The sequence below is a fragment of the Stenotrophomonas muris genome (assembly GCF_052751275.1).
On sequence record NZ_CP199879.1, the window covers coordinates 1,913,293 to 1,932,066 of the forward strand.

An 18,774-nucleotide genomic window follows, 5' to 3' on the forward strand; every position below is an offset into this window, starting at 1 on the left:
TGTGGTAGCAAAGTAATGCACCACTTCACGGCAACACCATATCCCAAAGGTCATGGTGCCTTCACGCCGCCGGTCGGCCCGACCCCATTTCAGCTAGATGAAACCTGAGGCTATACTCGGGTCGTTCCGTACCCCACGCCGGAACGACCAGACCCGAATCCCCGGAAACGACACCATGCGCCCGCAGCCGCTCGCCGCTTGTCTCGCTCTGGCCGTCCTCCTGCCCCTTGGGGCCGCCGCACAGCCCGCTCCTGCTCCTGCCACACCCGCCCCGGCCCCGGCTCCCGCCGTTGCGCCAGCGCCTGCCGCACCCACCGGCAACTTCGACAATGGCCGCGTCCTGGCCTACACCTGCCAAGGCTGCCACGGGATCACCGGCTACAAGAACGCCTACCCCAGTTACCGGGTGCCGAAGATCGGCGGCCAGACCCAGCAGTATCTGGCCCAGGCCCTGACCGAGTACCGCCAGGGCAAGCGCCGGCATCCGACGATGCAGGCGCAGTCGATGAGTTTCAGCGAACAGGAGATCGCCGATCTCTCTGTTTACCTGTCCACCGTCAAGTAAGGCCCGCCCATGTCGAAAGCCGCGCATCCGATGCGTCACGCCATCGCCCTGTCCGTTGCCCTGCTGCTGGCCGCCTGCTCACAGTCGCAGGTGGAAAACAGCGAAAAATCGGCCGCCGACCCGGGCCATGCCAGCGGCGAGCACGGTTCATCGTCCTCCGCCGGCCTGCCCGCTGGCCGCGAGGCCGCCGGTGAAGCCCGCGCCAAGGTGAAGGGCAAGGCCACCAACCAGAGCTGCATCGACTGCCATGGGGCCGACGGCAATGCGCCGATCGATCCGACCTATCCGAAACTGGGTGGGCAGTACGGTGACTACCTGGCGCACGCGCTGCAGGCCTACCGCGCCGGTGACCGCCAGCATGCGCTGATGACGCCGCAGGCGAAGGACCTGAGTGATCAGGACATCGCCGATCTGGCGGCGTACTTCGGCAGCCGGCCGAGCCAGCTGCGGGATCTGCACGGGGTCAAATGACGGCCGGCCCCCCGGTCGGTGCGGACCGTCGGTTGGTAGGTGCGGACCGTTGGTCCGCACAGATTCCGGATATCCACGCATGGCGTGGATCTGCTGAGCCGAGCGTGGGCTCGGCTCTACATCAATCGGCGCGATCGCTGGCGCCGGTCAACGCTCAGCCTTCCAGCTCTTCCCAGCGCGCGTAAGCGGCATCCAGTTCGGCCTGCACCTTGGCCAGCTGCTGGGTGTGCGCCGTCACTTCAGCACTGCTGCGGGTGTAGAACGATGGGTCGTTCATCGCCGAGGTCAGCCCTTCGACATCGCCTTCCAGCTTCTCGATGGTCTTTGGCAGCTGCTCCAGCTCGCGCGCTTCCTTGTACGCCAGCTTGCGCTTGGGGGCTGCGGGAGTCGCGGCCGCAGCAGCGGCCGGTGCAGCAGTCGCCGGCTTGGCAGCCGGGGCCGCGGCAGGCGCAGCCACGCTGGCCGCATAGCGCTGCCAGTCGCTGTAGCCACCGACGTACTCGCCGATCACGCCGTCGCCTTCCATCACCAGCGTGGAGGTCACCACGTTGTCGATGAAGTCACGGTCGTGGCTGACCAGCAGCAGCGTACCGGTGTACTCGCCCAGCAGCTCTTCCAGCAGCTCCAGGGTTTCCACGTCGAGGTCGTTGGTCGGTTCGTCCATCACCAGCAGGTTGGACGGCTGCGCGAACAGCTTGGCCAGCAGCAGGCGGTTGCGCTCGCCACCGGACAGGCGGGTGATCGGCGCACGCGCGCGCTCGGGGGTGAACATGAAGTCCTGCAGGTAGGCATGCACGTGCTTGCGCTTGCCGTTGAACTCGAGGAAATCGCGGCCTTCGGCCACGTTCTCGATCGCGCTCCAGTCTTCGCGCAGCACCGCGCGGTACTGGTCGAAATAGGCGATCTGCAGGTTGGTGCCCGCATTGACCTCACCCTTGGCCGGCTGCAGTTCGCCCAGCAGCAGCTTCAGCAGCGTGGTCTTGCCGCTGCCGTTGGGGCCGATCAGGCCGATGCGGTCGCCACGCAGGATGGTGGTGGTGAAATCGCGGACCATGGTGCGCTCGCCGAAGGCGAACGAAATGTCCTTGACGTCGATGACCTTCTTGCCGGAGCTGACGCCCTGCGCAGCTTCCATCTTGACGTTACCGCTGAGGTCGCGGCGCTGCGAGCGTTCGGTGCGCATCGCCTTGAGGCGGCGCACGCGGCCTTCGTCGCGGGTACGGCGCGCCTTGATGCCTTGGCGGATCCAGACTTCTTCCTGCGCCAGCAGCTTGTCGAAGCGGGCATTTTCCTGCGCCTGCGCGTTGAGGCGTTCCTCGCGGCGGCGCTCGTAGTTGGCCCAGTCGCCCGGCCAGCTGGTCACCTGGCCGCGGTCGATCTCGACGATGCGGGTGGCCAGCGCACGCAGGAAGCGGCGGTCATGGGTGACGAACACCACGCTGCCGCTCCAGCCCTTCAGGAACGCTTCGAGCCAGTCGATGGCTTCGATGTCCAGGTGGTTGGTCGGTTCGTCCAGCAGCAGCACGTCCGGGCTGGAGACCAGTGCACGGGCCAGCAGCACGCGGCGCTTCATGCCGCCGGACAGGCGGCCGAATTCGGCATCGCCGTCCAGGTCGAGCTTGGTCAGCGTTTCGCTGACACGCTGGTCCAGGCCCCAGCCGTTGGCGGCATCGATCTTGGCCTGCACATTGCCGAGGGCTTCACCATCGAAGACCTCGGCATGGCTGAGATGGTGGAACTCGGCCAGCCACTGGCCCAGTTCACCGAGGCCATCGGCAACGACGTCGAACACCGAGCCGGCTGCGCCGTGTGGCACTTCCTGCTCCAGGCGGGTGACGCGCACGCCCTGCTGCACGCGGACTTCGCCGTCATCGGGCTTGTGGTCGCCCGACAGCAGCTTGAGCAGGGTGGATTTGCCGGCGCCGTTGCGGCCGATCAGGGCGATGCGTTCGCCCGGCTCGATCGACAGTTCGGCCTTTTCCAGCAACAACGGGCCGCCGACGCTGAAGTCGACGTTCTGCAGAGTAATCAGAGGCATCCGGATATTGTACGGGTTGGGGGCGTCGGCCGGGTTGCACCCGGCACCCGCGGTAGTGCCGGCCGCTGGCCGGCAACCTCAACGGCAACGTCAAAAGCTGGTTTCCTGTGGGATGGCGGGATGGGTCCGGTCGCGGGGGACGCCGTAAACCCGTCCCTGGGGGCTTGGCCGCGGCATCCATGCCGCGGACACCCCCGCAACCGGACCCATCCCGCCTTCGATAGATTCCTGCAATCTGTCGGAACTACATTCTGCTCTGGTGGGTGTCGACCTTGGTCGACACGGTAGATCCACGCCATGCGTGGATGAGCGCTACAAGAAGGGTCGATGGATGGAATCGACTGGAAATCTGATGTCTACCCCACCTCCCCCAGCAACGCCTGCAACCCCGACAGCCATTGCTTGCCGGGGTGGCGCACCAGCCACAGGGTGCGCTGCAGGGCCGGCAGCGGAGTCTCGAGCACGCGCAGGCGGCCCAGGGCCAGCGGCTCTTCCAGCGCGTGGCGCGACAGGCAGGCCAGGCCGAGGCCGGCGATGGCGGCCTGCTTGATCGCTTCGGTATTGCCCAGCTGCAGGGTCTGCGCGAAGCCACGCAGGTGCGGCAGCAGGGCCTGTTCCACGGCTTCGCGGGTGCCGGAGCCAGGCTCACGCAGCAGCCAGCGTGCTCGGCGCAGTTCATCCAGCGACCAGCGTGCGCGGGCATCGGCGGCAGCCACGATCACCAGTGGGTCCTGCTGCCAGGCGGTCACCTGCAGGCCACGCTCATGGCACGGGCCTTCGATCAGGCCGGCGTCGACGTCCAGGCGCTGTACCGCGGCGACCACGCCGGCACTGTTGTCGATGCGCAGATCGACCTCGGCCTGCGGCGCCTGCCGCAGCAGTTCGGCGATGCGTGGCGGCAGCAGGTAGTTGCCGATGGTGGTACTGGCGGCCAGCACCAGCCGTAGCGGTGCGCCCTGCGACGGGTCGCCGCCGGCGGCCAGCTGCCGCTCCAGATCGGCGGCGTTGACCAGCAAGGTGCGCGCCGGCTCCAGCAGCGCGCGGCCGTGCCCGTTCAGCGCCAGGCGGCGGCCGATGCGGTCGAACAGCGGGGTGCCGAAGTGCGCCTCCAGCTCCTGCAGGGCGGCGCTGCTGGCCGACTGCGAGAGCGCGACGGCCTGGCCGGCGGCAGTGGTGGTGCCATGGTCGGCGATGGCGACGAAGACCTGCAGCTGGCGCAAGGTCAGGCGCATCGAATGTACCCGCTTTATAGGTAGGTTTCACCCATATTATTCGTTTTACAGGTCAGTGACACAGGCGCACGCTTGGCCCATCACTCCAGTCCTGTCGCGCCATGAACGCCACCGCTCTCTCCTCCTGGTCCCTGCCCGCCCTGCGCCAACGCTGGCAGCCTCGCCTGCCCGGCCTGCTGCTGGTGGGCCTGATCGCGGCGGCGTCGCTGTACCTGGCCGAGCTTCCCTGGCTCCAGGCGCATGGCCTGAGCGCGCTGACCGTGGCCATCGTCTCCGGCATCGTGGTCGGCAACACCCTTTACCCGCGGCTGGCGCCGAGCAGCGCGGCCGGTGTCGGCTTCTCCAAGCACTGGCTGTTGCGCGCCGGCATCGTGCTGTACGGCCTGCGCCTGACCTTCCAGGACATCGGCCACGTCGGCGTGGCCGGCGTGCTGATGGACGTGCTGGTGGTCGCCAGCACCTTCGGGCTGGCCTGCTGGCTGGGCATGCGCGTGTTCAAGATGGAGCGCGAAGCGGCGATGCTGATCGGCGCCGGCAGCGCGATCTGCGGCGCGGCGGCGGTGATGGCCGCCGAGCCGGTGGTGCGCGGCCGCGCTGCGCAGGTCACCGTCGCGGTCTCTACGGTGGTGGTGTTCGGCACGCTGGCGATGTTCCTTTACCCGGCGTTGTATGCACTGGTGCAATCGCACGGCTGGCTGGCAATGGACGCGCGGCAGTACGGCCTGTTCACCGGTGCGACGGTGCATGAAGTGGCACAGGTGGTGGCGGCAGGCCGCGCGGTCAACGAAGCAGCGGCCGACACGGCGGTGATCACCAAGATGGTGCGGGTGATGCTGCTGGCGCCGTTCCTGGTCGCGCTGTCGCTGTGGCTGGCGCGTGGCGGCAAGGCCAGCGCCGACGGCAGCAAGGCGCGCATCGTGGTGCCGTGGTTCGCTTTTGGTTTCGTGGCGGTGGCCGGGTTCAACTCGCTGCATCTGCTGCCGGCGGGCCTGCAGGCGGGGCTGGTGCAGCTGGATACCGTGCTGCTGGCGATGGCGATGGCCGCGCTGGGCCTGACCACCCACGTCTCGGCGCTGCGCCAGGCCGGGCTGAAGCCGCTGCTGCTGGCGCTGATCCTGTTCGCCTGGCTGCTGTTCGGTGGCCTGGCGATCCATCAGGGTGTACTGGCGGTGCTTGGCTGAGCAGGAGCGTGCCGACCCAGGTCGGCATCCACCCGTAGATCCACGCCATGCGTGGACGCCCCCCGGGTATATTCACGCCCTGCGTGGATGACGACTCCGATGGGGTCGGAGCCCTTTCCTGCGGAAAGGGATTCGACCCCATCCGATCAGGCGGGACCGGCCGCGCAGGCAGGTACAATGCGCCATGACTGACTTCTCGACCCTGCCGCTGAGCCCGGCCCTGCAGCCCGGCCTGGATGCCCTCGGCTACACCACCCTCACCCCCGTGCAGGCGCAGAGCCTGCCGGCCATCCTCGATGGCCGTGATGTGATCGCACAGGCACCCACCGGCAGCGGCAAGACCGCCGCCTTCGGCCTTGGCCTGCTGCAGTCCATCGACCCCAGCCTGATCCGCGTGCAGGCGCTGGTGCTGTGCCCGACCCGCGAACTGGCCGACCAGGTCGGCAAGCAGATCCGCAAGCTGGCCACCGGCATCCCCAACCTGAAGCTGTTGCTGCTGGTGGGCGGCGTGCCGCTGGGCCCGCAGCTGGCCTCGCTTGAAGGCCACGATCCGCATGTGGTGGTCGGCACGCCCGGCCGCGTGCAGGAGCTGGCACGCAAGCGCGCGCTGAACCTGGGCGCGGTGCGCACGCTGGTGCTGGACGAGGCCGACCGCATGCTCGACATGGGCTTCGAGGAGCCGATCCGCGAGATCGCCGGCCGCACCCATAGGGACCGCCAGAGCCTGCTGTTCTCCGCCACCTTCCCCGACAGCATCCGCGCCATGGCGCGTGACCTGCTGCGCGACGCGGTGGAAGTGACCGTGGAAGGCGCCGACCAGGCACCGGCCATCCGCCACCTGTTCTGCGAGGTGGAACCGGCGCATCGCCAGAAGGCGCTGGCCGGCCTGCTGCTGAAGTACACGCCGGAATCGGCGGTCGTGTTCTGCAACACCCGCAAGGACGTGGACGAAGTGGCCAACTCGCTGCAGCAGTTCGGCTTCTCCGCACTGGCCCTGCACGGCGACATGGAGCAGCGCGACCGCGAGGAAGTGCTGTTGCTGCTGGCCAACCGCAGCTGCAACGTGCTGGTCGCCAGCGACGTCGCCGCGCGCGGCCTGGACGTGGAAGAGCTGGCGGCGGTGATCAACTACGAACTGCCGACCGACGTGGAGAGCTACCAGCACCGCGTGGGCCGTACCGGGCGCGCCGGTGCCAGCGGCCTGGCGATCAGCCTGGTGGCCGGCCGCGAGAAGACCCGCGCCGACGCCATCGAAGCGCAGATGGGGCAGCCGCTGGACTGGCAGAAGACGCCGCTGGCAACCTCGCGCCCGGCCGAACTGCCGCAGGCCGCGATGCGCACGCTGCGCATCGACGGTGGCAAGACCGACAAGCTGCGCCCGGGCGACATCCTCGGTGCGCTGACCGGTGATGCCGGCCTGTCGAGCAAGTTCATCGGCAAGATCGCGATCTTCCCGACCCGCTCCTATGTGGCGATCGCGCGTGAGCAGGCCAACAAGGCCGTGGCCAAGCTGGAAGCCGGCAAGATCAAGGGCCGTCGTTTCCGCGTGCGGATGATGTGATTGAAGCAGCGTTGCCAACTACGGTTGGTAACGATCTGGCCTGGTAGCGGCCAACCTTGGTTGGCCCGTCCATGGCACCCGTCGCGAAAAGTGCTGCCAACCAAGGTTGGCAACGACCGGCTCCCGGCCATTCGCGCTGGCAGGTGCCAACCCTGGTTGGCACCCACCCTTCGGTCAGAACACCAGTTCGGTGTGCAGCGGCAGGTCCGATTCCCAGCGGGCGCGACCTCCGAGGCCGTCCAGTTCGACCAGTACACCGGCGCCGACCACTTCAACGCCCAGGCGGCGCACCAGCGACAGCGCAGCGACCAGCGTGCCGCCGGTGGCCAGCACGTCGTCGATGATCACCACGCGGGCGCCGGCCGGCAGCGCATCGGCATGCACTTCGATGCAGTCGCTGCGGTATTCCAGCGTGTATTCCTCGCGCAGGACCTGGCCCGGCAGCTTGCCCGGCTTGCGCACCGGCACGAAGCCGACGCCCAGCTCCAGCGCCATCGCGGCACCGAGGATGAACCCACGCGATTCGATGCCGACCACTGCGTCCAGCTTCTGGTCGCGCCAACGGTCGGCCATCGCGGTGATCGCGCCGCGGAAATCCTCGCCATGGGCGAGCAGCGGCATGATGTCCTTGAACAGGATGCCGGGCTTGGGGAAGTCGGCGATGTCGCGCAGGCGGGAGGCCCACTGCGGAGCGACGATGGCGTCGGTCATGTCACATTGGCTATCTGATGGCGGCATAGGGTACCTGTTCCGGGCGCCGCCTGCCTGCTGGTGGTGTCCGGCCGGGCTGCGCCCGGCACCTGCGGTAGTGCCGGCCGCTGGCCGGCAACCTCAACAGCAACGGCAACAGCAACAGCCTGCATTCCGGGGGATGGCGGGGCGGGTCCGGTTGCGGGGGACGCCGTAAATACGTCCGTGTAGGCTCGGTCGCGCCATCCATGGCGCTCACGCCCCCGCAACCGGACCCACCCCGCCTTCGACAGTTTCCTGCGATCTGTCGGAATTGCTCATGGGGTCAGATCCGTTTTACGAAGGAAAACGGATCTGACCCCCGGAATTTCATTCGATATCTGACAGATGTGTCGACCAAGGTCGACACCTACCCACAGCCGCGGGAATCTGTCGGAGGTGGGGCGGTGTCGGAGTGCGGGGTGTCAGCCGCATGGATGCGGCTGCCAAGCTTACAGGGACGTACTTGCAGCGTCCCCGCACTCCGACACCGCCCCGCCAAACCACGGAATCCGCTTTTGCTCTGGCTGTTGATCTGGCCTCCGCAGGTGCAGGGCGCAGCCCTGCCGACCCCCCCCTCAGGAACTGCAGGACAGCATCGAGCAACCGGCGCGATTGTCGGCCCACGCCGGGCGCTTGCCAGCGAAGTGTTCCAGGCCGGCACGCTCGGTGTACGGGTCGCGCAGCACGTCCTGCAGTGCATGGACGCCGCCGAGATCCCCCTGCTCTGCGCGGTCGATCGCTTCCTGGGCCAGCCAGTTGCGCAGCACGTACAGCGGGTTGGCCGCTGCCATCTTCGCCTGGCGTTCGCTGGCCGCCAGCGGATCGCGGCGCAGGCGCGCTGCGTAGTCCTGCAGCCAGTGCCGCAGCGGTGCCTGCACTGCCTGTCGCCGCGCCTCGTCGTAGTACACCGCGTCCAGAACCGTCGCATCTGCTGCCGCCGGGTCGATGCGCATCAGTGCGCGCCAAGCCAGGGTCATGTCCATTGCGCCCTCCTGCATCAGCTGTTGCCAGCGCTGGTAGAGCTGCAGGTCATCATCGTCGGCAGCAGCCAGCCCCAGCTTCGCTGCAGCATCGCGACGCGTGCAGGCCACGAACGTGGACTGGTAAGCCGCCAGGCCTGCCTGCAGCGGTGCGACATCGGCGAACAGCGGCGACAGCGCCTGCGCCAATCGGCTCAGGTTCCAGTACGCCACCTGCGGCTGGGTGCCGAAGCGGTAGCGGCGCCCCTGGGCGTCGGTGGTGTTCGGCGTCCAGTCCGGATCGAAGTCCTCGACCCAGCCATAGGGGCCGTAATCCAGCGTCACACCGAGCACGGACAGGTTGTCGGTGTTCATCACGCCGTGCACGAAGCCGACACGCATCCAGTGCGCGATCATCTCGGCCGTGCGCACCGCGATCTGCGCGAACCAGTCGCCGTACAGCGCCTCGCCCTGCCCCTGCAGTTCGGGGAAGTCGCGGGCGATGCAGGCATCCACCAGCTGCTGCAGCAGGGCGGTTTCACCGCGCGAGGCCGGCAGTTCGAACGAACCGAAGCGCAGGAACGACGGCGAGACCCGGCATACGATGGCGCCTGGCTCGGCACGCGGATGGCCGTCATAGAACATGTCGCGCACCACGTCCTCACCGGTGCCGACCAGTGACAACGCGCGCGTAGTCGGCACGCCAAGGTGATGCATCGCCTCGCTGCACAGGAATTCGCGGATCGATGAGCGCAGCACTGCCCGTCCATCGGCCCCCCGCGAGTACGGCGTTGGGCCGGCCCCCTTCAACTGCAGCTCCCAGTGCTGGCCATCCGGCGCAACCAGCTCACCCAGCGAAATCGCACGCCCGTCGCCGAGCTGGCCGGCCCAGTGGCCAAACTGATGGCCACCGTAGTTGGCTGCCCACGGTTGCATGCCGGCGTACAGCGCATTGCCGCCGAATACCTGCGCGAAACCTTCGCTTTCGACTTCAGCGGTATCGAAGCCAAGCATTTCGGCGACGTCCGGCGCCCAGGCCAACAGCGTGGGCGCCGTCACCGGGGTCGGCATCACGGGCGACCAGGCGGCGCCCAGCACTTCGCGCCTGCGCGGGCCGGATTCGGGGTCGCCCGGCAGGGTGTGCAGCAGGCGGTTGTCGAAACGGGGAGTGTCGGTATCCATGGTGCTGGAGATGAGGGCGACGGCCGCCCTCCTCAATTGCCGCCGAGCGCCTGCAGGTGGCCGCCGTGGGCCTCGGCACGCTGGTAGGCCGGGCGTTCACCGATACGCTTGAGGAAGCCACGCAGTGCCGGTTTGTCGTCCAGGCCACCACCGCGCGCGGCAGCGGCCTGGATCGGGAAGCTCATCTGGATGTCGGCCGCACTGAAACGCTCGCCGGCAAACCACGGGCTTTCGGCCAGACGGCGCTCCATCCAGTCCAGGTGCAGGCGCCGCTGCGGGCCGATGAAGCCGCGCTCGGCCTTGTCGGCAATGCTGCGTGCGATCGGGCGCGCGAAGAACGGCATCGGCGCGTTGCGTATGCGGCCCATCACCAGGGTCAGCAGCAACGGTGGCATCGCCGAGCCTTCGGCGTAGTGCAGCCAGTAGCGGTAAGCGATGCGTTCGGCCCCGTCTGCCGGCATTGGTGACGGCGACAGCTGGCGTTGCGTGTCGTAACGGTCAGCGAGGTAGTCGAGGATCGCGCCGGACTCGGCCAGTACCAGCTCACCATCCTGCAGTACCGGAGACTTGCCGAGCGGATGCACGCTGCGCAGTTCCGGCGGCGCCAGCAGCGTCTTCGGATCGCGCGGATAGCGGCGCAGTTCGTAGTCCAACCCCAGCTCCTCCAGCATCCACAGCACGCGCAGAGAACGGGAGTTTTCCAGGTGGTGGACGATGCGCATGGGGGTGATCCCTTGGGGAGACGCGCATCGTACCGCGCCGGCTGCATGTCCTTTGTAGAGTCGAGCCATGCTCGACTGTCTTTGGGCGCAGTCCAGCATGGCTCGACTCTACAAAAAAACGGCGGGCAATAAAAAACGCCGGAAGCTTTCGCTTCCGGCGTTCTGGCTACCCAACGGTAGCAGACGGATTAGACCGCCTGCACCTGGTCAGCCTGCATGCCCTTCTGACCCTGGACGGCGATGAAGGTAACCTTCTGGCCTTCCTGCAGGGTCTTGAAGCCGGTGCCCTGGATCGCGCGGAAGTGCACGAACAGGTCCGGGCCGCTTTCCGGGGTGATGAAGCCGAAGCCCTTGGCGTCGTTGAACCACTTGACGGTACCGGTCTGACGTTCAGACATTTTTACTAACTCCTGAAACACATGTTGAAAAAAATCGCAGCCACCGGGTATCGGGGCCGAGACTGAGTTGCAGGCGTTGGTAAAGCGGATCGATGAGCGGATCGTGAGATCAACTGCACCAGGCCACGATTCACGGTGACCCTAGCAAACACAGTGGGTCGCACGATACGCGTGTTTTCTGCAAAAAGCGATAGCCCCGACGTTCATGGGAATACGTCACCCGCTAGGCGTGACAAGGGTTGGCAGCCTCTCGCGGCTAACTCCGAGTCCCCATTCAGGTTTTTCCTACCCTACACTGGGTAAATGACTGAAGCTGAAACCCCCGCTGAACACGCCTCTCCCCGCATCTGGGTGGATGCGGACGCCTGTCCCACCGTCATCCGCGACATCCTGTTCCGTGCGGCTGAACGGGTCGGGATCGAACTGACCCTGGTCGCCAACCAGTGGATCCGCACCCCGCCCTCGCGCTGGCTGCGCTCGATCCAGGTGCCGCAGGGGCTGGACGTGGCCGACAGCGCCATCGTCGAGCGGGTCGCCGCGGGGGACCTGGTGGTCACCCAGGACATCCCGCTGGCCGCGCTGGTGCTGGAGAAGCAGGCCGTCGCGCTGAACCCGCGCGGCCAGTTGTACACACCGAACAACATGGCCGAGCGACTGTCGATGCGCAATTTCATGGAGGAACTGCGCGGCGCCGGGGTCCAGACCGGCGGACCGCCGCCCCTGGCCCCCCGCGACCGGCAGCTGTTCGCCGCCGAGCTGGACCGCTGGCTGGCGCGACGCCCGGCCCGCTGAGCGCCTGGCCGCCCTAAGCCGGAAGGCTCAGGCTGCGGCCGCTGCTGAACATCCGTCGTGCACCACTCAACGGGTCATCGAAAGCCAGGGCCCGCGCCAGCAGCTGCAGCGGCGCCTCGGCTACGTCCGGTGCCCGTTGCCGAAGCTGCGGGTACAGGTCGTCACCCATGATCGGCGCCCCCAGCATGGCCATGTGCACGCGCAGCTGATGCTTGCGGCCGGTTTCCGGCAGCAGCCGGTAGCGCCAGATCGGCCCTTCGGCCTCGATCAGCTCGATCCGGCTGCGCGCATTGGCTTCGCCGGGCACTTCGGCCATGCGGAAGAACGGCTCGCCCGGCACCAGGCGGCTGTACCGCTGCAGCGGAAACTCCCGCCCCGGCAGCGCCGGTGCCAAGGCCTCATAGGTCTTTTCGATGCGCCGCTCACGGAACAGGCGCTGGTAAGCATCGCGCGACGCACGCTGGGTCGAGAACAGCACCAACCCGGCCGTCAACCGATCCAGCCGGTGCAGCGGCACCAGATCGGCATTGCCGGTGCGGGCGACCAGCCGCGCCAGCAGCGTCTCGCGTACATGCCCGCCCGCCGGTGTCACCGGCAGGAAATGCGGCTTGTCGGCCACCAGCAGGTGCGCATCCAGATGGACGATGGTTTCGGTGAAGGGGATCACCGGTTCGTCGGCCACCTCGCGGAAGTACTGGATGTCCAGCCCGACCTGCCAGGGCATGTCCGCAGTGAGCGCCCTGCCCTGTGCGTCCAGCACGCGGCCGCGCGCGAAGCGATCCTGCCATTGCGCGCGCGCGATGCGCGGAAAACGTGCACACAGGCCATCCAGCAGGGTGGCCCAGGGGCCGGGCGGCAGCTGCAACCGGCTGGGCAAGCTCATCAAGCTCATGGCGTCCACTCCGGCCACGGGAAAGAGCGCAAGAGTGCCACCGTTGACGGTGCGCAGACAGTCCGGCCACGGACACCCCCGGAGCAAACCTCTATCATTGTCCTCTTTAGTCCACGGATCCCCCATGGCTCTTACCGCCACCATCCGCAAGGCCGAACTGCAGATCAGCGACATGGATCGCGGCTACTACGCGACCCACAACCTGACCCTGGCCCAGCATCCGTCCGAGACCGACGAGCGCCTGATGGTGCGCCTGCTCGCCTTCGCGCTGAACGCCGGCGATCGCCTGGAGTTCGGCCGCGGCCTGAGTACCGATGACGAGCCCGATCTGTGGGAACACGACTACACCGGCGACATCCTGCAGTGGATCGACCTGGGCCATCCGGACGAATCGCGCATCCGCAAGGCCAGCAATCGCAGCCGCCAGGTGCAGGTGGTCAACTACGGCGGCAACGCCTCGGAGATCTGGTGGAGCAAGCAGGGCAAGGGCCTGGCGCGCTTCGACAATCTTTCGGTGGTCGCTCTGGACGGCGAATTCGTCGAGCGCTGGGGCCAGCAGATCCAGCGTGCCATGCGTTGGAGCGTGCTGATCCAGGACGGCGAAGTGCAGCTGCTCAACGACCAGATCCAGCTCGACGTGATCCCGGACTGGCGCAAGCGCGCCAAGGCATGAGCACCATCCGTTGCGATGTGGTGGTCATCGGTGCCGGCGCAGCCGGGCTGATGACCGCGATCACTGCCGGCCAGCGCGGCCGCCAGGTGCAGGTGATCGACCATGCCAACAAGGTCGGCAAGAAGATCCTGATGTCCGGCGGTGGCCGCTGCAACTTCACCAACACCGGCACCACCCCGGCCAACTTCCTGTCGGCCAACCCGCACTTCTGCAAGTCGGCGCTGGCCCGCTACACGCCCTGGCATTTCATCGAGCTGGTGCACAAGCACGGCATCGCCTATCACGAAAAGGAACTGGGGCAGCTGTTCTGCGATATCTCGTCCAAGCAGATCGTGAAGATGCTGGTGGACGAGTGCCAGGCGGCCGGCGTACAGATCCGTACCGACTGCAGCGTGCAGCGCATCGAGCACGGCAGCGATGGTTTCCGCGTGCACACCACCCAGGGCCTGTTCCATTGCGCCTCGCTGGTGGTTGCCACCGGTGGCCTGTCGATTCCCAGCATGGGGGCCAGCGGTTTTGGCTATGAGGTGGCCCGCCAGTTCGGCCACCAGGTACTGCCGACCCGCGCCGGGCTGGTGCCGTTGACCCTCAGCGGCAAGCACCAGGAGCGGCTGGCCGACCTCAGCGGCGTCGCACTGCCGATCGAGGCGCGCTGCAACGGAAAGAGTTTCCAGAACTTCATGCTGCTGACCCACCGTGGCGTAAGCGGCCCGGCCATCCTGCAGATTTCGTCGTTCTGGCAGCCCGGCGATGCGCTGGAGCTGGACCTGTTGCCGGGCCAGGATGCCGGCGAGTGGTTGCGCCAGATGAAGCGCGACCGCCCGGCCGCCGAGCTGCGCACGGTGCTGGGCGAGGTACTGCCGAAGCGGCTGGCGCAACGCCTGTGCGAGCACTGGCTGCCCGACCGGCCCGTGCGCCAGCTGGACGAGCCGGTGCTGCGCCAGGCCGCGCAGCTGCTGGGCGCATTCCCGCTGGTGGCCAGCGGCACCGAAGGCTACCGCACCGCCGAGGTCACCCTGGGCGGCGTGGACACCGCCGAAGTGTCATCCTCGACGATGGAATCCAAGCGCGTGCCCGGCCTGCACTTCGTTGGCGAGGTGCTGGACGTGACCGGCTGGCTGGGCGGCTACAACTTCCAATGGGCCTGGGCCAGCGGCCACGCAGCCGGCGGCGTGGTGTGAACCACTTCGCCGTTCGACGCGCGCCAGGGGTGCGCGCATGGACGGTTCGCCGCGCATCGTGTATCTAGATTCGCAGATTGGGGAGCAGTGCATGCAGAACGCGAACGACATCACCATCCGCCTGCTGATCGTCGATGACAGCGGCGAGAATGCCGAAGCCATCGTCAGCACCCTGCGCAACAGCGGCATCGCGGTACGCCCGTGGCGTCCGCAGGATGCGGCCGAGCTGGCCCAGGTGCTGGCCAGCCAGGCCATCGACCTGGTGCTGGCCTCGCCTTCGCAGGGCATCCCGCTGCAGCTGGCGGCCCAGCACATCGCCGCCAGCGGCAAGGACATCCCGCTGGTGCTGCTGGCCGAGCGCATCGACGAGGACGAACTGGTGCAGGCCAGCAGCCATGGCATCCGCGCCCTCGCCCTGCGCCAGCGCCCCGAGCATCTGCTCGCCGTGGTCCGCGACCAGTGGGTCGACCTGCAGGCGCGTCGCGGCCTGCGCCGGATCGAGGCGCAGATGCGCGAGACCGAGCGCCGCTGCGACGCGCTGATCGCCTCCTCGCGCGACCCCATCGCCTATGTGCATGAAGGCATGCACATCCGCGCCAACGACGCCTACCTGGAGATGTTCGGCTACGATCATTTCGAGGACATCGAAGGCATTTCGCTGCTGGACATGGTCGCCGCCCAGCACGTGGAGGGCTTCAAACAGCTGCTCAAAGGCCTCAGCCGTGGCGAGGCGCCGCCGCCGCAGTACCAGCTCGACGCGCGCCACGAGGACGGCAGTTCCTTCCCGGCGACGATGGAATTTGCCGCGGCCACCTACGAGGGCGAGTCCTGCCTGCAGGTGGTGCTCCGCCGCCGCATGGAGTTCGACCCCGAGCTGGCACGCGAGGTCGAGGACCTGCGCCAGCGCGACCAGGTCACCGGCCTGCTCAATCGCCCGACCTTCATGCTGCAGCTGGAAAGCGCGGTGGCCCAGGCCGGGCGCAGCGAGGGTCAGTTCGGCCTGCTGCTGATCGAGCCTGACCACTACGCGCGCCTGCTGCCGGATATCGGCCTGGCGTCGGCCGACATCCTGATCGGCGCTCTCGCCGCCCTGCTGGCCGAGGTGGTCGGCGAGGACGCGCAACTGGCCCGCTTCGGCGAACACAATTTCGCCGTGCTGCAGGCCGGGCCCTACGCGCAGACCGTGGCGCTGGCCGAGCGCATCCGCGAAGCCTATGCCGCACATGTCTTCAGCATCGGCGCACGCTCGGCCACGGTGACGGTCAGCATCGGTGGCGTGCAGGTGGGCGAGAAGATCGCCAGCATCGGCCAGGTGCTGGCGCGCGCCAGCGACTGCACCCAGGCCGCCGCCGAACTGGGCAACACCTGCCGCATCTTCGACCCGGCTGCCGCCGACCGTGTCGAGGAAGAACGCGTACAGCGCTGGGTTGCGCGCATCCGCGAGGCGCTGTCCGGCGACGGCTTCCAGCTGCACTACCAGCCGGTGCTGAACCTGCAGGGCGAGCCACTGGAGCTGTACGAGGCCTACCTGCGCCTGGAGAACAATGGCGAGCTGCTGAGCCCGACCGCGTTCCTGGGCATCGCCGAGGAACACGGCCTGCTGGCCGACATCAACCGCTGGGTGGTCTCGCAGGCCATCGCGGTGCTCGGCCAGCGGGCACGCGAAGGCAACGCCACCCAGGTGCTGGTGAAGGTGACGCCGGAATCGTTCGAGGACCCGCAGATGATCGCCACGCTGCGCCGCGAACTGCAGGCACAGGGCGTGCCCGGCGAACGGCTGTGGCTGCATGCGCCGGAAGCGAAGGTTTTCACCCACCTGCGCAGTGCGCAGCAGTTCCTAGCCGAAGTGGCGCCGCTGGGCTGCCGCATCGGCCTGGAGCAGTTCGGTTCGGGGCTGGATTCATTCCAGCTGCTGGCCCACTTCCAGCCGCAGTTCCTCAAGCTGGACCGGGGCTTCACCAGCGACCTGGCCGCCACGCGCGAGAACATCGACCGCATCAGCCAGATCACCGCGCGCGCACAGGAAGCGGGTATCCGCACCATTGCCGAGTTCGTCAGCGATGCCAACTCGATGACGCTGCTGTTCAGTGCCGGCGTGGATTACGTGCAGGGCGACTTCGTCGGCCCGGCGCTGCCGGAGATGGGCTTCGAGTTCGGGTGACGCCTCTCTGTAGAGCCGAGCCACGCTCGGCTGCGGGACTCAAGCGAAGAGCAGCCGAGCATGGCTCGGCTCTACACAAACGAGAAGGCCGGCGTTCGCCGGCCTTTTCGTTGATCAGGTCATGTCGACCAGATTTTCGATCTTCACGTCCGGATTGACGTCGGCCTCGTAGTCCACGCCCTCCACGCCGAAGCCGAACAGGCGCAGGAAGTCGGCCTTGTAGCCGGCGAGATCGCTGATCTCGTACAGGTTCTCGTTGGTCACCTGCGGCCACAGCGCGACCACCCTGCCCTGCACATCTGCGGCCATTTCCTTGTAATCGGCGCGCAGGCGGCCTTCCTCATCGATCAGCGCAACGGTGCGGCCATCGCCATCGACCAGGTCGTGGCGCAGGCGATCGATCGCCACGCCCTCGGCCTTGCCGCCGTAGAGGATGTCGTACAGCACGTCCAGCTGTTCGATGCAGCCTTCGTGGGTGCCCTTTTCCTTCATCACCTTGAACAGCAGCGACAGGTACAGCGGCATGGTCGGAATGGCCGAGCTGGCCTGGGTCACCACCGCCTTCAGCACCGATACGCGTGCATCGCCACCGATCTTGGCCAGCTTCTCGCGCAGGCCCAGCACCTTGGTGTCCAGGTCCTTCTTGGCCGCACCGATCGAGCCATTCCAGTAGATCGCCTGGGTGATCTCTTCGCCCACGTAGGTGAAGGCGGTGGTGGTGCAGCCGTTGGCCAGCACGCCGGCATCGGCGAGCGCGTCGATCCACATCTGCCAGTCTTCGCCGCCCATCACCGCGACGGTACCGGCGATCTCTTCCGGGGTAGCCGGCTGCAGGTGGGTCTCGGTCAGCACTTCCTTGTCGGTATCCAGGCCACGCAGGGTGATCGGCTCGCCGATCGGCTTCAGCGAGGAGCTGATGATCTCGCCGGTCTTCGGATGCTTGCGGCGCGGCGCCGCCAGGCTGTAGACAACCTGGTCGACCTGGCCGAGATCGGCCTTGATCATTTCGATGGTCTTCGCCTTCACTTCATCGGAGAAGGCATCGCCGTTGATGCTCTTGGCATACAGGCCGGCTTCGTCGGCGTACTTGTGGAACGCAGCCGAGTTGTACCAGCCCGCCGTGCCCGGCTTGGTCTCGCTGCCCGGCCGTTCGAAGAAGATGCCGAGGGTGGCGGCGCCACTGCCAAAGGCAGCGGTGATGCGCGCGGCCAGGCCGTAGCCGGTCGAGGCACCGATCACCAGCACCCGCTTGGGACCGTTCTGGATCGGTGGGCGCGCGCGGATGTAGTCGATCTGCTGCTTGACCGCGGCCTCGCAGCCGGTCGGGTGGGTGGTGACGCAGATGAAGCCGCGGACGCGCGGTTTGATGACCATGGATACCTCGGGTTGGCAGATGCGGCGCACGGGGCGCTCAGCAGGAATACGGACGCGCGCCTGCGCGCGCGAACCGCAGGATCGTAGTGCGCGGGGGACGATTGCACAACCGACGCTGGCGTAGGGTGGGGTTTCTCTTTGCAGGGTTGCACCCTGCACACGCGGTAGTGCCGGCCGCTGGCCGGCAACCTCAACAGCAGCGTCAAAAGCGGGGTTCCTGTGGGTTGGCGGGGTGGATCCGGTTGCGGGGGGGCGCTGCAAGTACGTCCATGTAAGCTCGGTCGCCGCATCCATGCGGCTCACGCCCCGCAACCGGACCCACCCCGCCTTCGACAGATTTCCGCGACCTGTCGGGACAGCATTCTTCTCTGGTGGGTGTCGACCTTGGTCGACACGGTAGATCTGATTCCAGTTTGATTATCGATATCTGACAGATGTGTCGACCAAGGTCGACACCTACCAACAGCCGCAGGAATCTGTCAGAGGCGGGGCGGTGTCGGAGTGCGGGGTGTCAGCCGCATGGATGCGGCTGCCAAGCCTACACGGACGTACTTGCGGCGTCCCCGCACTCCGACACCGTCCCGCCCAACCACGGAATGCACCCTGTTGCTGTTGCTGTTGCCGGCCAGCGGCTGGCACTACCGCGGGTGCAGGGCTGCA

General features: G+C 67.3%; 16 protein-coding genes. 8 read left to right on the plus strand and 8 right to left on the minus strand.

Annotated features, from left to right (window positions below; genetic code table 11):
* The first annotated feature begins 175 nt into the window (after nt 1–175).
* Nucleotides 176–565: a c-type cytochrome gene (locus ACUVWL_RS08770; RefSeq protein ID WP_014646842.1), complete on the plus strand. Its 390-nt coding sequence runs from the start codon at nt 176–178 to the stop codon at nt 563–565.
* A gap of 9 nt (nt 566–574) precedes the next feature.
* Nucleotides 575–1,036, plus strand: coding sequence for a c-type cytochrome (locus ACUVWL_RS08775; protein ID WP_005416218.1), 462 nt, complete (start codon nt 575–577; stop codon nt 1,034–1,036).
* Nucleotides 1,037–1,190: 154 nt separating this feature from the next.
* Here the strand turns inward: ACUVWL_RS08775 and ACUVWL_RS08780 are convergent, their stop codons facing one another.
* Both ACUVWL_RS08780 and ACUVWL_RS08785 read right to left on the minus strand, forming a co-directional pair.
* The gene (locus ACUVWL_RS08780; RefSeq protein WP_014646841.1) at nt 1,191–3,074 is read right to left on the minus strand and encodes an ATP-binding cassette domain-containing protein; all 1,884 of its coding nucleotides are present in this window, start codon (nt 3,072–3,074) and stop codon (nt 1,191–1,193) included.
* Between the two features lie 356 nt (nt 3,075–3,430).
* Nucleotides 3,431–4,306 (minus strand): LysR family transcriptional regulator, encoded by an 876-nt coding sequence (locus tag ACUVWL_RS08785; protein WP_445979094.1) that lies wholly within the window; start codon nt 4,304–4,306, stop codon nt 3,431–3,433.
* A gap of 101 nt (nt 4,307–4,407) precedes the next feature.
* Between ACUVWL_RS08785 and ACUVWL_RS08790 the strand changes: the two genes are divergently transcribed.
* Nucleotides 4,408–5,487 (plus strand): YeiH family protein, encoded by a 1,080-nt coding sequence (locus tag ACUVWL_RS08790; RefSeq protein WP_445979095.1) that lies wholly within the window; start codon nt 4,408–4,410, stop codon nt 5,485–5,487.
* A gap of 184 nt (nt 5,488–5,671) precedes the next feature.
* Nucleotides 5,672–7,048: an ATP-dependent RNA helicase DbpA gene (gene dbpA / locus ACUVWL_RS08795; protein ID WP_032960452.1), complete on the plus strand. Its 1,377-nt coding sequence runs from the start codon at nt 5,672–5,674 to the stop codon at nt 7,046–7,048.
* 174 nt (nt 7,049–7,222) lie between these two features.
* Here dbpA and ACUVWL_RS08800 read toward each other — a convergent pair whose 3' ends face one another.
* The 4 genes from ACUVWL_RS08800 to ACUVWL_RS08815 all read right to left on the minus strand — a co-directional run bounded on the left by ACUVWL_RS08800 (nt 7,223) and on the right by ACUVWL_RS08815 (nt 11,041).
* Nucleotides 7,223–7,759, minus strand: a complete 537-nt coding sequence (locus ACUVWL_RS08800; protein ID WP_049405272.1) for an adenine phosphoribosyltransferase — start codon at nt 7,757–7,759, stop codon at nt 7,223–7,225.
* Between the two features lie 596 nt (nt 7,760–8,355).
* Nucleotides 8,356–9,921 (minus strand): protein adenylyltransferase SelO, encoded by a 1,566-nt coding sequence (locus ACUVWL_RS08805; protein WP_126411966.1) that lies wholly within the window; start codon nt 9,919–9,921, stop codon nt 8,356–8,358.
* 32 nt (nt 9,922–9,953) lie between these two features.
* Complete coding sequence (locus ACUVWL_RS08810; protein WP_111205980.1) at nt 9,954–10,643, minus strand: glutathione S-transferase family protein; 690 nt, start codon at nt 10,641–10,643, stop codon at nt 9,954–9,956.
* A gap of 188 nt (nt 10,644–10,831) precedes the next feature.
* Complete coding sequence (locus ACUVWL_RS08815) at nt 10,832–11,041, minus strand: cold-shock protein (protein ID WP_005416210.1); 210 nt, start codon at nt 11,039–11,041, stop codon at nt 10,832–10,834.
* A gap of 303 nt (nt 11,042–11,344) precedes the next feature.
* Between ACUVWL_RS08815 and ACUVWL_RS08820 the strand changes: the two genes are divergently transcribed.
* A complete protein-coding gene (locus tag ACUVWL_RS08820; protein ID WP_111205979.1) occupies nt 11,345–11,833 on the plus strand; it encodes a YaiI/YqxD family protein in 489 nt (162 codons plus the stop codon).
* 13 nt (nt 11,834–11,846) lie between these two features.
* Here ACUVWL_RS08820 and ACUVWL_RS08825 read toward each other — a convergent pair whose 3' ends face one another.
* Entirely contained in the window at nt 11,847–12,716 is an 870-nt protein-coding gene (locus ACUVWL_RS08825; RefSeq protein WP_014646833.1) for a pseudouridine synthase, read from the minus strand.
* Between the two features lie 133 nt (nt 12,717–12,849).
* Between ACUVWL_RS08825 and ACUVWL_RS08830 the strand changes: the two genes are divergently transcribed.
* The 3 genes from ACUVWL_RS08830 (at nt 12,850) to ACUVWL_RS08840 (ending at nt 16,740) form a co-directional block, all read left to right on the plus strand.
* A complete protein-coding gene (locus ACUVWL_RS08830; RefSeq protein ID WP_014646832.1) occupies nt 12,850–13,398 on the plus strand; it encodes a YaeQ family protein in 549 nt (182 codons plus the stop codon).
* Nucleotides 13,395–14,579: an NAD(P)/FAD-dependent oxidoreductase gene (locus ACUVWL_RS08835; RefSeq protein ID WP_046430176.1), complete on the plus strand. Its 1,185-nt coding sequence runs from the start codon at nt 13,395–13,397 to the stop codon at nt 14,577–14,579. Before ACUVWL_RS08830 ends, ACUVWL_RS08835 begins: the two co-directional genes overlap by 4 nt.
* 91 nt (nt 14,580–14,670) lie before the next feature.
* Nucleotides 14,671–16,740, plus strand: a complete 2,070-nt coding sequence (locus tag ACUVWL_RS08840) for an EAL domain-containing response regulator (protein ID WP_227864450.1) — start codon at nt 14,671–14,673, stop codon at nt 16,738–16,740.
* Nucleotides 16,741–16,854: 114 nt separating this feature from the next.
* On the opposite strand, the gene fabV is transcribed toward ACUVWL_RS08840, so the two are convergent.
* Complete coding sequence (fabV, locus tag ACUVWL_RS08845) at nt 16,855–18,114, minus strand: enoyl-ACP reductase FabV (RefSeq protein WP_227864451.1); 1,260 nt, start codon at nt 18,112–18,114, stop codon at nt 16,855–16,857.
* Nucleotides 18,115–18,774: the final 660 nt, after the last annotated feature.